This window comes from Pseudoxanthomonas sp. 22568 (genome assembly GCF_052044485.1).
GTDB classification, from domain to species: domain Bacteria; phylum Pseudomonadota; class Gammaproteobacteria; order Xanthomonadales; family Xanthomonadaceae; genus Pseudoxanthomonas_A; species Pseudoxanthomonas_A beigongshangi.
The window spans coordinates 61,026-75,561 of sequence record NZ_JBQENC010000002.1 but is presented as its reverse complement, the minus strand read 5'-3'; the positions used below and the strand labels follow the sequence as shown (position 1 = coordinate 75,561).

12 protein-coding genes are annotated in these 14,536 nt (G+C 65.4%); 3 read left to right on the top strand and 9 right to left on the bottom strand.

All coding sequences use genetic code 11. The features are described 5' to 3' along the window. Positions 1–24: 24 nt before the first annotated feature. Positions 25–2,091, bottom strand: a complete 2,067-nt coding sequence (locus ACTJI2_RS02710) for a prolyl oligopeptidase family serine peptidase (protein ID WP_440841006.1) — start codon at positions 2,089–2,091, stop codon at positions 25–27. Positions 2,092–2,201: 110 nt separating this feature from the next. Next, on the bottom strand, positions 2,202–4,172 hold the full coding sequence (locus ACTJI2_RS02705) for an OPT family oligopeptide transporter (protein ID WP_183643565.1): 1,971 nt from the start codon (positions 4,170–4,172) through the stop codon (positions 2,202–2,204). 113 nt (positions 4,173–4,285) lie between these two features. Between ACTJI2_RS02705 and ACTJI2_RS02700 the strand changes: the two genes are divergently transcribed. Beyond that, positions 4,286–6,106, top strand: a complete 1,821-nt coding sequence (locus tag ACTJI2_RS02700) for a peptide MFS transporter (RefSeq protein ID WP_440841005.1) — start codon at positions 4,286–4,288, stop codon at positions 6,104–6,106. A 55-nt stretch (positions 6,107–6,161) separates the two neighbouring features. On the opposite strand, the gene ACTJI2_RS02695 is transcribed toward ACTJI2_RS02700, so the two are convergent. The 6 genes from ACTJI2_RS02695 to ACTJI2_RS02670 all read right to left on the bottom strand — a co-directional run bounded on the left by ACTJI2_RS02695 (position 6,162) and on the right by ACTJI2_RS02670 (position 12,343). Further along, entirely contained in the window at positions 6,162–8,144 is a 1,983-nt protein-coding gene (locus tag ACTJI2_RS02695; RefSeq protein ID WP_440841004.1) for a prolyl oligopeptidase family serine peptidase, read from the bottom strand. Between the two features lie 40 nt (positions 8,145–8,184). Beyond that, the gene (rfbD, locus tag ACTJI2_RS02690; protein WP_440841003.1) at positions 8,185–9,105 is read right to left on the bottom strand and encodes a dTDP-4-dehydrorhamnose reductase; all 921 of its coding nucleotides are present in this window, start codon (positions 9,103–9,105) and stop codon (positions 8,185–8,187) included. Continuing rightward, a complete protein-coding gene (gene rfbC / locus ACTJI2_RS02685) occupies positions 9,102–9,659 on the bottom strand; it encodes a dTDP-4-dehydrorhamnose 3,5-epimerase (protein ID WP_440841002.1) in 558 nt (185 codons plus the stop codon). Before rfbC ends, rfbD begins: the two co-directional genes overlap by 4 nt. Continuing rightward, on the bottom strand, positions 9,656–10,543 hold the full coding sequence (gene rfbA / locus ACTJI2_RS02680; protein ID WP_440841001.1) for a glucose-1-phosphate thymidylyltransferase RfbA: 888 nt from the start codon (positions 10,541–10,543) through the stop codon (positions 9,656–9,658). The genes rfbC and rfbA overlap by 4 nt, the downstream gene beginning before the upstream one ends. A 13-nt stretch (positions 10,544–10,556) precedes the next feature. Then, positions 10,557–11,612: a dTDP-glucose 4,6-dehydratase gene (rfbB, locus tag ACTJI2_RS02675; RefSeq protein WP_440841000.1), complete on the bottom strand. Its 1,056-nt coding sequence runs from the start codon at positions 11,610–11,612 to the stop codon at positions 10,557–10,559. Positions 11,613–11,863: 251 nt separating this feature from the next. Continuing rightward, a complete protein-coding gene (locus ACTJI2_RS02670) occupies positions 11,864–12,343 on the bottom strand; it encodes a single-stranded DNA-binding protein (RefSeq protein WP_192197413.1) in 480 nt (159 codons plus the stop codon). A gap of 156 nt (positions 12,344–12,499) precedes the next feature. Between ACTJI2_RS02670 and ACTJI2_RS02665 the strand changes: the two genes are divergently transcribed. Further along, positions 12,500–13,498 carry a polyprenyl synthetase family protein gene (locus ACTJI2_RS02665; protein WP_440840999.1) on the top strand — a complete coding sequence of 333 codons (999 nt, stop codon included), beginning with the start codon at positions 12,500–12,502 and terminating at the stop codon, positions 13,496–13,498. Then, a complete protein-coding gene (locus ACTJI2_RS02660) occupies positions 13,498–13,770 on the top strand; it encodes a helix-hairpin-helix domain-containing protein (protein WP_440840998.1) in 273 nt (90 codons plus the stop codon). Before ACTJI2_RS02665 ends, ACTJI2_RS02660 begins: the two co-directional genes overlap by 1 nt. On the opposite strand, the gene ACTJI2_RS02655 is transcribed toward ACTJI2_RS02660, so the two are convergent. After that, positions 13,725–14,510, bottom strand: a complete 786-nt coding sequence (locus ACTJI2_RS02655; protein ID WP_192197410.1) for a dienelactone hydrolase family protein — start codon at positions 14,508–14,510, stop codon at positions 13,725–13,727. The two genes, ACTJI2_RS02660 and ACTJI2_RS02655, sit on opposite strands and share 46 nt — an antisense overlap. Positions 14,511–14,536: the final 26 nt, after the last annotated feature.

Sequence of the window (14,536 nt, the reverse complement as noted above, 5' to 3'; positions counted from 1 at the left end):
CGATCGCGGCGCGCCCTGCGTGCGTCACTGGCCGATGTGCTGCTTCAGCCAGGCGTTGACGGTGTCATGCCACTGCACGCTGTTCTGCGGCTTCAGCACCCAGTGGTTCTCGTCCGGGAAGTACAGGAACTGCGACTTGATGCCCTGGCGCTGCAGCGCGGTGAACGCCGCCAGGCCCTGCTCGACCGGAATGCGGTAATCGAGCTGGCCGTGCACGACCAGCATCGGCACCTTCCAGTCCTTGACGTGGTTGACCGGATTGAACTTCTCGTAGTTGGCCGGCACCGCGTACGGCGTGCCGCCCTGCTCCCACTCGGTGAACCACAGCTCCTCGGTGGAGTAGCCCATCATGCGCTGGTCGAACACGCCGTCGTGGTTGACCAGGCACTTCCACGGCTGGTTCCAGTTGCCGGCTATCCAATTGACCATGAAGCCGCCGTAGCTGGCGCCCAGCGCACAGGCCTTGTTGCCGTCGAGGAAGGAATACTTCTGTTGCGCCGCGGCCCAGCCCTTCTGCAGATCCTCCAGCGGGCGATCGCCCCAATGCTGGCTGATCGCGTCGGTGAAGGCCTGGCCGTAACCGGTGGAGCCGTGGAAGTCGATCATCACCACCGCGTAGCCCTGGCCGGCGTAGGTCTGCGGGTTCCAGCGATAACTCCAGCCGTTGCCGAAGCTGCCCTGCGGGCCGCCGTGGATCAGGAACGCGACCGGATACTTCCTGCCTTCCTGGTAGTTGTACGGCTTGACCACGTAACCGTGCACGGTCTCGTCGTTCCAGCCCTTAAAGCTGAACTGCTCGAAGTCGCCGAACGACACGTCCTTCAGCATGTCCTGCGCGCTGGACGTGATCGCGCGTTCCGGCGCGCCGGCCAGCGAAGTGGTGAACAGCTGGTCGCCGCTCTTGAGCGAATTGCGCGTGAAGGCCAGGGTGTCGCCGGCGATCTCGAACGCGGAGATGCTGCCGTTGCCGATCACCTTCTCCGCCTTGCCGCTGGCGATGTCGACGACGAACAGCGGATGCTCGCCCATGTCCTGCGCGGTGGTGTAGATCCGCTTGCCGTCGGCCGAGAGGGTGATGCCGTCGGCGGAACGATCCCAGTCCGCGGCGATTTCGCGCGCCGCGCCGCCGGCGGCATCCATCGCCATCAGCGCGAAGCGATCGGCTTCGAAGCCGGGGCGCTTCATCGCGCGGTAGTAGAGAGTCTTGCCATCGGCGCTGAATGCCGGGCCGGTATCCCAGGCCGGGTTGGCGGCGGTCAGGTTGGCCGGCATGCCCTGGCCGTCGGCGGACAAGCGATACAGATCGAAGTTGGTCGACCACGGCTCGCCTTTGGACTGCACGCGCAGGCTGGCGACCAGCGACTTGCCATCCGGCGCCCAGGCGTATTCATCGGCGCCGCCGAAGGGTTTGGAAGGCACGTCGCCATCCAGGCTGTCGGTCAGCGAGGTCGCGCTGGCGACCGGCTGGGCGCCGGTGGCCGGCAAGGCGGCCACGAACAGGCGGCTGCGACGGCCATCGGCCCAGGTATCCCAATGGCGCACGAACATGTTGTCGAACAGCACGCCGGTGTTCTTTTTCGCGGAAGTGGCTTCAAGCTTCTTCTGGGTGCAGGCGAAGTCGGCCTTGCAGTCGGCGAAGGTGTCTGCGCTGAAGGCGACGCGGCCGCCGTCCGGGGAGATCTTGTAGCTGCCCACGTCCAGCGCGAACCCGGTCAGCTGGCGCGGCTCGCCGCCGCTGGTCGGGATGGCGTACAGCTGCTGGCTGCCGGACTTGCCGCTGAGGAAGTAGACCGTCTGGCCATCGGCCGAGAAGGATGGGGAATTGACGTTCCAGCCTTCCGGGGTCAGCCGCTTCGGCGGCGCCATGTCGCGGGTGAGCAGGTTGCGCACGTACAGCGCGCTGCCGGCCTTGGTCAGTTCCTTGTCGATCTGGCGCTTGGCGAACACCACCGCGCGGCCATCCGGCGACAGCGTCGGCGAGGAGACGCGATCCAGCGCGGCCAGATCGCGGATGTCCAGGCCCCGCTGGGCGGCAAGTGCCGGCAGGGTCGCCAGCAGGCAGAGGGGCAGTACGGCGAGACGCAATTTCATCCGGGGCTCCGGGCAAACAGGAAAACCCCGATGTTAGGCCGATACGGCGGCCCGGCGCAAAGGCATGAGGTCATGCCCCTGCGCCGCCGTGGCGCGGCCAGGCGCCGGTTTCAGGCCTTTTCGCCGCGCTGGCCGGTCCGGTACAGCAGCCAGCCGACCACCGCCAGCACGGCCAGGCCGATCCACTGGCTGAAGTGCCAGGCTTCCGGCAGCGCCAGCACGTCGGCGCGGGCCGAGGCGACGATCGGAATCGCGATGGCGATGCCCATCAGCGCTTCGCCGGTGATCAGGCCGGCCGAGAACAGCACGCCCGGGCGATGCACGCGATCGCGCCCTTCCTCGTCGTCGGCGCGGACCTTGTGGAAACGCTCCACCAGGTGCGCCAGCAGGCCACCGAGGAAGATCGGCACCATCAATTCCAGCGGCAGGTAGATGCCGATCGCCGCGGCCAGCACCGGCACGCGGAAGCGGGCCTTGCGCGACTTCAGCCATTCGTCGAACGCAATCACCAGCGCACCGACCACCGCACCGATGCCGATCATTGCCCACGGCAGTTCGCCACCGAACAGGCCGCGCGCCACCGACGCCATCAGGTTGGCCTGCGGCGCGGCCAGCGAATTGGGATGCTCCGGGGTCGGCGCGCCGATGCCGTAGGCCTGCGCCAGCAGGTTCAGCACCGGCGCCATGATAAGCGCGCAGGAGAACGCGCCGATGCCCAGCATCAACTGCTGCTTCCACGGAGTCGCGCCGACCAGGTAGCCGGCCTTGAGATCCTGCAGGTTGTCACCGCCCACTGCCGCGGCGCAGCACACCACCGCGCCAATCATGATCGCCGCGACCGCGCCCAGCGGGGCGCCGCCGGCTCCGACCGGCGACATGCCGCTCTTGCCCAGCAACAGCACCAGTACCGCCGAGGCGAACAGGATGGTGGAGATGGTGATGCCCGAAACCGGGTTGTTGGAGGAACCGATCAAGCCGGCCAGGTAAGCCGACACACTCACGAACAGGAAGCCGGCCGCGATCATGATCAAGGTCATCGGCACGCTGACGTGCCACTGGCCGACGATGGCCTGGTACAGGCCCAGCAGCGGCAGGGTGAACACCACCAGGGCCACCAGCATCCACTTCATCGGCAGATCGCGTTCGGTCTCCAGCAGCGCCTGGCCACCGGCACCGCTGCTACGCGCCGCGGCAAAGCCGCTCTTGATGCCCTTGAGCAGCGACTTGCGCAGCGAGAACAGCGTCCACACGCCGCCGACCAGCATCGCGCCCACGCCCAGGTATCGGACCTTGGCGCCCCAGATGGCGAACGCCGCATCGGCCGAGGCGGCGTTGGCGATCGAGGCCGCCAGATCCGGATCCGAACCGATGAAGAACGCCTGGTACAGCGGGATGGCGATATGCCAGGACAGCACCGCGCCGGACAGCACCACGATGCCGACGTTCAAGCCGACGATGTAGCCCACACCCAGCAGCGCCGGCGACAGGTTGGTGCCAAGGAAGGCGGTGACCTTGGAGCTGCCGACGTAGGCCGACTGGGTCCAGGTATCCGGAATCATCCGCAGGCCGCTGGCCGCGGCCAGCTTGACCACCGCGCCGATCACGCCGGACAGGGCCAGGATCTTCAGGCCCGGACCGGGGTTGTCACCGGCCTTGAGCACTTCCGCAGCGGCCTTGCCTTCCGGGAACGGCAGCGGATCCTCGACGATCATCGAACGGCGCAGCGGCACCGAGAACAGCACGCCCAGCAATCCGCCCAGCCCGGCGATGCCCAGCACCCACCAGTACTTGAAGTCCGGCCAGTAGCCCATGATGACCAGCGCCGGGATGGTGAAGATGACGCCGGCGGCGATCGACGAGCCGGCCGAGGCGCCGGTCTGGACGATGTTGTTCTCCAGGATGGAGCCGCCTCCCAGCACCCGCAGCACGCCCATGGACACCACCGCGGCCGGGATGGCGGTGGCGATGGTCAGGCCGGCGAACAGGCCCAGGTAGGCGTTGGCGGCGGACAGGACGACCGCCAGCACGACGGCCAGCAGCACGGCACGGAAGGTAAGTTGAGGCGTCGCAGCCTGGTTCATGACGCGGTTCCGGGGATACAGAAGCCCGACAAACTATCGGCTACGCCCCGGCAAGTCCAGCCGGAAAGGTCCGCGTGGCTATACTCGGCCGGTTCCGCATCGCCCGTCCGCCCATGGCCCAAGCCTCCGTTTCCGCCACGCCCCTGCCCGCCCGCGAGGACTTCCTCGGCCATCCCAAGGGCGTCTATATCTGCTTCTTCACCGAGATGTGGGAGCGCTTTTCCTTCTACGGGATGAAGGCGTTGCTGCTGCTCTACCTGACCAAGTACCACCTGTTCGGCGACAAGGCCGGCCTGGATCTCCTGGGTGCCTACGGGGGACTGGTGTACTGCATCCCGGTCATCGGCGGCGTGCTGGCGGATCGCTGGCTGGGCATGCGCAAGGCAGTGGTGTTCGGCGGCCTGCTGCTGGTTGCCGGCCATGTCGGCATGGCGTTCGAGGGCCATGCCGCCACCTACGTGGACGGCGGCGTCGTTCGCGACGAGGGCTCGCTGCGCATCACCTATCTGTCGCTGGCGCTGATCATCATGGGCGTGGGCTTCCTCAAGCCCAACATCTCTACCATCGTCGGCCGGCTCTACACGCAGAACGATCCGCGCCGCGACGCAGGCTTCAGCCTGTTCTATGCCGGCATCAACCTGGGCGCGCTGTTCGCCTCGCTGGTCTGCGGCTACCTGGGCGAAACCCTGGGCTGGCGCTACGGCTTCGGCGCCGCCGGCATCGGCATGCTGCTGGGCCTGTGCATGTTCCTGTGGGGCCAGAAGTACCTGCACGGCCATGCCGAACCAGCCGCACCCGAACGACTGCGCGAGCGCGTCGCCGGCATCCCGCGCGAGTGGTTGATCTACCTCGGCGCGCTGCTGGGCGTGCTACCGGTGGCATGGCTGATGTGGGCCGCCGCCAACGGCGCGTTCTCGCTGGGCGGCGAAATCTCGCTGGCGCTGCTGTTGATGCTGGCGGTGCTGGCTTGCGTGCTGGCGTGGTTCGGCTGGTTCCTGTCGACCCAGTGCACGCCGGTGCAGCGGCAACAGATGCTCGCGCTGATGGCGCTGATCTTCATGGCGCTGATCTTCTTCACCCTCTACGAGCAGACCTACGGTTCATGGGTGACCTTCACGGATCGCCTGTTGACCAAGGATGTCGTCCCCGCACTGGTGCAGGCCCCCCTGGCGGTGAACTGGAGCGGACACTGGGGTACGGATGCGATCACGTTGTTGGCGCGCGCGCCCTGGTCGACCTGGTCGCTGCTGCTGGCGCCGCTGGGTTTCGTGATTGCCGCGCGGCTGTCCGATCGCGATCCCGGCTCCTCCGCGCCGCGTGCCGTGTTCATCGCGGTGGTGGTGTTGATGCTGGTTTTCCTGTTGCGCGATTGCGTGGTGCTGCCGCAGACCGCCGGCTCGCTGACCTATCTCGGCGCGCTGTTCCTGGTGCTGCTGGCGCCGATGTTCGCCGCGCTCTGGGCCTGGCTGGGCCAACGCGGGCGGGATCCGTCGAAACCGTTCAAGTTGTCGCTGGGCCTGATCATCGCCGGGCTGTCCTTCATTCCGCTGGCCTGGGCCGCCCATCTGGTTGGCGAGAGCGGGCAGATGGCCAGCGTATGGTGGCTGGTGCTGGCCTACCTGGTGCTGGAGATCGGCGAGATGTGCCTGTCGCCGGTGAGCCTGTCGGCGGTGACCCAGTTGTCGGTCCCGCGCGTGGTCAGCCTGATGATGGGCACCTGGTTCCTCGCCACCGCCTTCTCCGAAGCCTTGGCGGCACAGTTCGGCAAACTCGCCGCGATCGAGGTCCCCGAGGGCGGCAGCCTGGTTGTCGCCGACGCGGCCGGACGCTATGCCGACCTGTTCTGGCTGATGACCGCAATCGGCGTGGGTTGCGGCCTGATCGCCCTCCTGTTCTCGCCGCTGCTTCGGCGGATGATGCACGGGGTGCACTGAAAAAAGAACGGCGCCGCGAGGCGCCGTCCTGGTATTGCTCGCGAGTCGAACGACCTTACTGGCTCGCGCCCTTGCCTCCGATGTGCTGGGCGAAGAAATCCAGCATCTTGCTGTACAGGTTGAGGTTGTTCTCTTCCTTGTAGAAGCCATGTCCTTCGCCCGACTGGATGATCACGCCCTGCGGCGCATTGCCGGCCGCGGTCAGCGCCTTGGCCATCGCCTCGGTGTGTTCCGGCGGGCAGCGCGCGTCGCGCGCACCGGCGGCCAGGTAGATCGGCAGCTTCAGCTTGTCGACGTGGTTGATCGGCGACATCGCGTCCTGCTCGGCCTTGGTGCTGCCGTAGGCGCGGATCAGGTACTTCATGCCGTCCTCGCGCTTGCTGGTGTCGCTGAGCTTCATCTGGATCGCGGCGCTGTAATTGCCCACGTAGCCGAACGCGCACTTGTACAGCCCCGGCTCGCGTGCCGGCGCCATCATCGAGGCATAGCCGCCGAAGCTGCCGCCGTAGATGCAGATGCGATCCTTGTTGGCATAGCCCTGCTGGATGGCCCAGTGGGTGCCGTCGAGGATATCGTTCATGATGCCCTCGGCCCACTGCCCGTAGGCCATTTCCTCGAACGCCTTGCCGAAGCCGCCGGAACCGCGGTAGTTCACCTGCAGCACCGCGTAGCCGCGGTTGGCGAACATCTGGTTCTCGAACTGGAAGCCCCAGTCGTCACGCGGGCCCATCGGACCACCGTGGACGTTGACGATCATCGGCAGGTTCTTGCCGTCGGACCCATTGGGGATGGTCAGGTAGCCATGGATGGTCAGGCCATCGCGGGACTTGAAGCTGACCGGTTTGACCGAGGCCATCTTGCTGGCGTCGAGCCACTGGCGGTTCTTCATCAGGAACCGGGCTTTGCCGGTGTCGCGGTCATACAGGTAGAGCTCGCCCGGGTTGGCATCGCTGCGAACCGAGACGACGATCTTCTTGCCATCCTGGGTGGCGCTGGCGAAGTCGACGAACTGGCCCGGGAACGCCGCCGCCAGGGAGGCGTACAGCTCCGCGTCCGGATGGTCCTCGTTGATCAGCTTGACCTGCGGCGCGCCGGCCTCGGTGACCGTCGCGATCACGGTGTCGCCGTCGGCGGCCTGGATCAGCGTGGAGATTTCCGACACCGGATCCTGGTGCAGCACCGTGAAGCTGCCATCGCTGGTGTTGAGGGTGCCGAACGCCGACGGTTTCTTGCCGTCGCCCTGGGTCGCGTAGACGGTGCCGTCCGCTGCGGTGCCGAGGATTTCGATGCGCTTGCCACTGGCCTTGGAACTGTTGATCAGCGTCCACTTGCCACTTGCGTCGCGCCGATACAGTTCGTTGTGCGCGTCGGAGAAATTGCCTTCCTCGTCATAGCGGTCGTAGCAGACCGCGAAGCGCGGCTCCTTCTTCTCGTCCAACGCGATACCGCAGTCGTCGCGCGGCGCGCGCGCCAGCGACTTGCGACGTCCGCTCAACGTGTCCATCAGCACGATTTCGGTTCCGGCGCCGGTGGAGGACCTTGCATACATCGCGGTCATCATGACGTTGTCCGGATCATCCTTCAGCGTGTCCAGCAGGTCGAAGCTTTCGTTGCCTACCTGCTTGCCGCGCTGTGTGGCATCGCGGGTGCCGTAGAAAATCAGCGGCCGCGGCTGCGAACCGTCGGCATTGACGGCATACCATTCACCGGTGCCGAACGGCCGCGCATAGCTGCCGATCTTCTTGATCGAGTTGAACAGCAGGCGATCCGGCGATGTCCAGTAGAAACTGCCGACGCTCTTTTCTTCGGGCAGCTGGTTGATCTTGACGATGCTCAGGTCCTTGGTCCGCAGCACGGTCAGGACATCCTGGTCGCCCCGGTCGACGGTCATCGCCAGATATTCGCCATTGGGCGAAATCTTCACGCTGCTGTAGGTCGGATGCTTGACGAAATCCTGCACCGGGATCAATTCAACCGCCTGCGCGGCGCACGACATCCCCATCGCGGCCGCGACGCCGGCCCACTTCCATTTCCCCATTTTCATTGTTCCCCCATGGTTGAATCCGGCAGAAGCCGGATTACAGGGAGTCTAACGGCAAATCGGGGGAAATGTGATCCAGTACCGCTTCCAATCCGGTTTCCCAGGCGGGCATCGGCCGGCCCAGCAGCGCTTCCAGTTTTCCGGTATCCAGCCGCGAATAGGCCGGGCGCGAAGCCCGCGTGGGATAGGCGGAAGAAGGAATCGGCAGCACCCGCGGCAGGCGCGGAATCAGTCCGCGGCGATGCGCACCGGCCATGATGGCCTCGGCGAATCCGTGCCAGCTGGTTTCGCCGGCGGCGGTCAGGTGTATCAGTCCACGTTCCTGTGGATGATTGGCGATGACTTCGGAAGTCACGTCGGCGATCATCCCTGCCGGCGTGGGTGTGCCCCGCTGATCAGACACGACCCGCAGTTCGTCGTGCTCCCTGGCCAGCCGCAACATCGTCAACAGGAAGTTGCTACCACGTTCCCCGTAGACCCATGCGGTCCGGAAAATCAAGTGCGGTGCTCCGGACCTGAGAATCGCTTCCTCCCCCGCACGCTTGGACGCGCCATACACGCCCAGCGGCGCCGTTGGATCCTCTTCTCGATACGCTCGTTCACGCGTGCCGTCGAACACATAATCCGTGGAGTAGTGGACCAGCGGAACGCCATGCTTCGCGCAATAGCTCGCCAACATCGCCGGCGCTTCCGCATTGGCGCGCCAGGCGGCGTCGACATCATCCTCGGCACGGTCCACCGCCGTATAGGCGGCCGCGTTCACAACCAGTCCGGGACGCAGCCGCCCAAGCAGCCCAGGCAGAGAGGCTGGCCGATCAAAGTCGACAGCTTCGCAAGGCATGCCTCCCGGCAGCACGCCCGTGCGGGTGGTCGGAATGATCGTTCCCAGCCGCGCCAAGCTGCGCTTCAGCTCATGGCCAACCTGCCCGTTGGCGCCTAGCAACAGGATCCTCGTCATGCAGCAAACGGAGGCAGCTGTTCAGGCTTCATCTCATCCAGGAAAGGCATGCGCGCATCCTTGTCTGAAAGCACGGGATCATGGATCGGCCAGTCGATGCCGATGCTGGCATCGTCCCAGCGGATGCCCGCGTCGCTGGCCTTGTCGTACGTAGCCGTGCACAGGTAGCTGAAGATCGCCCGCTCGGAAAGAACGGCGAAGCCATGCGCAAATCCTTCCGGAATCCAGAATTCACGCTTGTTCTCCGCACTCAGCATCACTGCCGTCCAACGCCCGAAATGCGGCGAGCCCCTGCGGATGTCCACCGCGACGTCATATACCTCGCCCTCCAGCACGCTGACCAACTTCCCTTGCGGATTCGGCCATTGATAGTGCAGGCCACGCAGCACGCCCCGGGAAGACGAGGATATGTTGCTCTGCACGAATCTGGCGGGCAGGCCATGCTTGCCGAACCGCTCGGCATTCCATGCTTCGTAGAAGAAGCCGCGATCGTCACCGAAAACGGTGGGCTCGATCACGACGCAGCCCGGCAACGGAGTCTCGACAATCTTCAAGGGACAATCCCCCGTTCCAGCAGCGCCAGCAGGTATTCGCCGTAACCGTTCTTCGCCAGCGGCGCCGCCAGGCGGCGCAATTGCTCGCCGTCAATCCAGCCGTTGCGGTAGGCGATCTCCTCCGGACAGCACACACGCAGACCCTGCCTGGCCTCGATGGTTTCGATGAACGTGGAAGCTTCGAGCAGCGATTGGTGGGTACCTGTATCCAACCACGCGTATCCGCGTCCCAGCGGTTCGAGGTGCAAGCTGCCGTCTTCCAGATAACGTCGGTTGAGATCGGTGATCTCCAGTTCGCCACGCGGTGACGGCCGCAATGAAGCGGAATATTCGCTGGCACGGCCGTCATAGAAGTAAAGGCCGGTGACCGCATAATTCGAACGGGGTTTCGTAGGTTTTTCCTCGATTCCAACAACGGTTCCATCGGCATTGAATTCCGCCACGCCATAGCGTTCCGGATCCCGCACCCAGTAACCGAACACGGTCGCGCCTTCCGTCCTCGCGTCGGCGCGCTTGAGAATCTGGCTGAAACCGTGCCCGTGGAAAATGTTGTCGCCCAAGACAAGGCAACTGGGCCCGCCGGCGAGAAAATCACTGCCGATGAGGAATGCCTGCGCCAATCCATCCGGACTGGGCTGCACGGCATACTCGATCCGCATCCCCCACTGCGAGCCATCCCCGATCAGGTTGCGGAACAGGATCTGTTCGTGCGGCGTGTTGATGATCAGGACTTCGCGGATTCCCGCCAGCATCAGCACGCTGAGCGGGTAGTAGATCATTGGTTTGTCATAGACGGGCAACAACTGCTTGCTGATGGCCTGGGTGATGGGATACAGGCGCGTGCCGGTCCCACCGGCCAGGATGATGCCCTTGCGTGTGCTCATGCGGGTTTCCTGCTCAAGCTGCGGTGCCGATGCGTTCCAGACGATAACTCCCGTCCAGCACGCGATTCACCCAATCCTGGTTCGCCAGGTACCAGTCCACGGTTTCGGCGATGCCCTGTTCGAAGGTGTGCTGCGGTTCCCACCCCAGCTCGTCGCGCAATTTGGATGCGTCGATGGCGTAGCGGCGGTCGTGCCCGGGGCGATCCGCCACGAATCTGATCTGGCTGCTGCGCGGCTTGCCATCGGCCCGTGGATGACGCTCGTCGAGCAGGCGGCAGATGGTTTCCACCACGTCGAGATTCCGGCGCTCCGCGTTCCCGCCAACGTTGTAGGCCTCGCCCGCCCGTCCCCTCAACAGGACATCGCGGATGGCCGAGCAATGGTCGCCGACGAACAGCCAATCCCGGACATGCTGGCCATCACCGTAGACCGGCAGGGGTTCACCCGCCAGTGCACGCTGGATGATCAGGGGGATCAGTTTTTCGGGGAAATGGTAAGGGCCATAGTTGTTGGAGCAGTGGGTGGTGAGGGTCGGCAATCCATAGGTGTGATGGAATGCGCGCACCAGGTGATCCGATGCGGCCTTCGAGGCCGAATAGGGTGAATTCGGCGCATATGGCGTGATTTCCGTGAACCTTCCCGTTTCACCCAGCGAACCGTAGACCTCGTCGGTGGACACATGCAGGAAGCGGAAACGCTCCCGCTCCCCGTCGGGCAGCGAACGCCAATGATCACGGACGGCTTCCAGCAGGCCCAGGGTGCCGACCACGTTGGTCTGGATGAAGGCGCCGGGTCCGTCTATCGAACGATCCACGTGGCTCTCGGCGGCAAAGTTCAGGACGGCTTCCGGCCGATGTTCCGCCAGCAGGGACGCAACGAGTCTCGAATCGCCGATGTCGCCCTTGACGAAGACATGGTTGGCATTGCCTGCCAGCGAGGAAAGCGTGTCCAGGTTGCCGGCGTAGGTCAGTGCATCGAGATTGACCACCCGGATGCCATCGGCAACGGCACGAAGCACGAAGTTGCCCCCGATGAAACCGGCCCCGCCGGTTACCAGCCATGTCGTCATCTCTCACCTCGTCCAGTTCTGTTGTTCCGCGGGACATCGGTCGGGCGGCATCTTCTTCGCATGCCTTTCCGACGGCCCTGCCGCAGCAAAAAAAGCCCTGCCGGCACGCCATCCTGGCGCACACATGAAGATTGTAGTGATCGGGGCCGCCAAAAGGGCATCACGAGGAAACGTAGCCCGGGAAGCGCCGAAAATAGAAAACCCGCCAGCTGGCGGGTTTCCCGAAGCATCGCCTGAACGCCGGGGCCGTCTCAGAACGGAATATCGTCGTCGGCGAAGTCGTCCATCGGCGCGGGCTGCTGGGCCGGGGCCTGCCGGCGCGGGGCCTGCTGGGAATATTCCTGCCGCTGCGGGCGCTGCGGGCGGTCCATGCCGCCACCGCCACCGCCGCCTTCGCCGCGTCCACCCAGCATCTGCATTTCATCGGCGATGATGTCGGTGGAGTACTTCTCCACGCCGTCCTGGCCGGTGTACTTGTCATAGCGGAGCGAGCCTTCCACATACACCTGGCTGCCCTTGCGCAGGTACTCGCCGGCGATTTCGCCCAGCTTGCCGAAGAACACCACGCGGTGCCATTCGGTGCGTTCCTGCTGGTTGCCGTCGCGGTCCTTGCGGACGCTGGTGGTGGCCAGGCTGATCCGGGTGATGGCCATGCCTCCCTGGGTGTACTTGGTTTCGGGGTCGTTGCCGAGATTGCCGACCAGGATGACTTTGTTGATGCCGCGGGCCATAGCGCTGATTTCCGTTAGTGATCGCCCGCCGGACGCGGGCATGGACCAGTGAAGTATACCCATGCCGGCCTGACCATCAGGTGGCTCCGTGACGTCCTGTAGGAATTCCCCGTCCCGCCCGCCTTATAATTCAGGCACTTCCCTGCCCGATTTCCCATGTCCGTCGTCGAATCCCCGCGTTCCGCCCTGGCCCTGCCCCAGATCCAGTCCCTCGCCGCGGCGGACATGGCCGCCATCGACGCCCTGATCCGGCGCCGGCTGGCCTCGGACGTCGTGCTGATCAACCAGATCGCGGACCACATCGTCTCGGCCGGCGGCAAGCGCCTGCGCCCGATGCTGGTGGCGCTGGCCGGACGGGCCACCGGCGCGATCGGGCCGGATCACCACCAGTTGGCCGCCATCATCGAGTTCATCCATACCTCCACCCTGCTCCACGACGACGTGGTGGACGAGTCGGACCTGCGCCGTGGCCGCAGTACCGCCAACGCGCTGTGGGGCAACGCGCCCAGCGTGCTGGTCGGCGACTTCCTGTATTCGCGCAGCTTCCAGCTGATGGTGGAACTGGACCGCATGGACGTGATGCGGATCCTGGCCGACACCACCAACCGCATCGCCGAAGGCGAAGTGCTGCAGTTGCTGCATGTGCACAACCCCGATACCGACGAAGCCGCCTACCTGCGCGTCATCGAGCGCAAGACGGCGGTGCTGTTCGCCGCCGGTACCCAGTTGGGCGCGCTGGCGTCGCGGGTCGACGCCGCGACCCAGCAGCGTCTCTACGACTACGGCATGAACCTCGGCTATGCCTTCCAGATCGCCGACGACGTGCTGGACTACACCGCCGACGCCACCGACCTGGGCAAGAACCTGGGCGACGATCTGGCCGAAGGCAAGGCGACCCTGCCGCTGATCCACGCCATCCGTCATTCGGATGCCGCGACCACCGCCCGCCTGCGCATGATCGTGCAGGAAGGCGACGCCGCGGCGATGCCGGAAGTGCTGGCGGCCATCCACGCGACCGGCGGGCTGGAATACAGCCAGCGGCGCGCACGCGAATACGCCGATGCCGCCGAGCGCTGCCTGGACGGCCTGGCCGAAAACGAAGCCGTCGCCGCATTGCGCGGACTGGCCCGCTACGCGGTCGAACGCAGCCACTGATGCCGTTCGCCACGCACGAGCGGGAACGGTTGCTGGCCGCGCACGGCGTGGGTCCCACCGTGATCGCGCGACTGGAACAGATCGGCTACCACACCCTCGCCGATCTGGCCCAGGCCACGCCCGCGGACATCAACGCGCAGATTGCGGCGATGCTGGGCACCACCTGCTGGCGCAACAGCCCGCAGGCGCGCACCGCGATCGCCAACGCGATCGCGGTGGCACAGGATCAGTCGCCGAACACTTCCTCGAAGAAGTCATCCATCATCCGGTAGGCGCGCTTGGCCGCGCGCGCGTTGTAGACACAGCCCGGCGGCCGGTTGGCATTCTCCAGCGCGAAGCAGTGCACCGCGCCGCTGAAGTTGACGAACTGCCAGTCGGCGCCCGCCTCGTTCATTTCCTTCTCGAACGCCGCGATGTGCGGTGCGGTGCCACGATCCTCGGCGCCATTCAGGACCAGGATCGGCGACTTCACCATACCCGCCTTTGCCGGCGATTGCGTGTCCAGGCCGCCGTGGAAGCTCACCACGCCGGAGACCGCGGCGCCACCGCGAGCCAGTTCCAGCACCGACGAGCCACCGAAGCAGAAACCGAACGCACCGATTTTCGCGGCATCCACGGGTGCCTTGCCGGCCTGCCCCTTCAGCGCCGCGAGCGCCGCGTCCATGCGCGCGCGCATCGTCGCCGGATCCGCGTACAGCGGCTTGACCTGGGCCAATGCCTGGTCCGGGTTCTGCGGCCGCACACCCTTGCCGTACATGTCGACTACCAGCACCACGTAGTCGTCGCCGGCGACCTGCTTGGCCTTGGCCACCGCATCGTCGGTCACGCCCAGCCAATCCGGCACCATCAGCAGGCCAGGACGCTGTTCCTTGCTGGCGTCGTCGTAGACCAGGAAACCGGAAAAGGTCTGCTTGCCGACTTTCCATTCCAGCGGTTTGGCCTGCGGCGCGGCAAGCAGCGGGAATACCCACAACGCGGCCAGCAGGGCCGCCAGTACGGACAACGGACGCATGACAGTTCCTTGCAAGGAAAGACCGG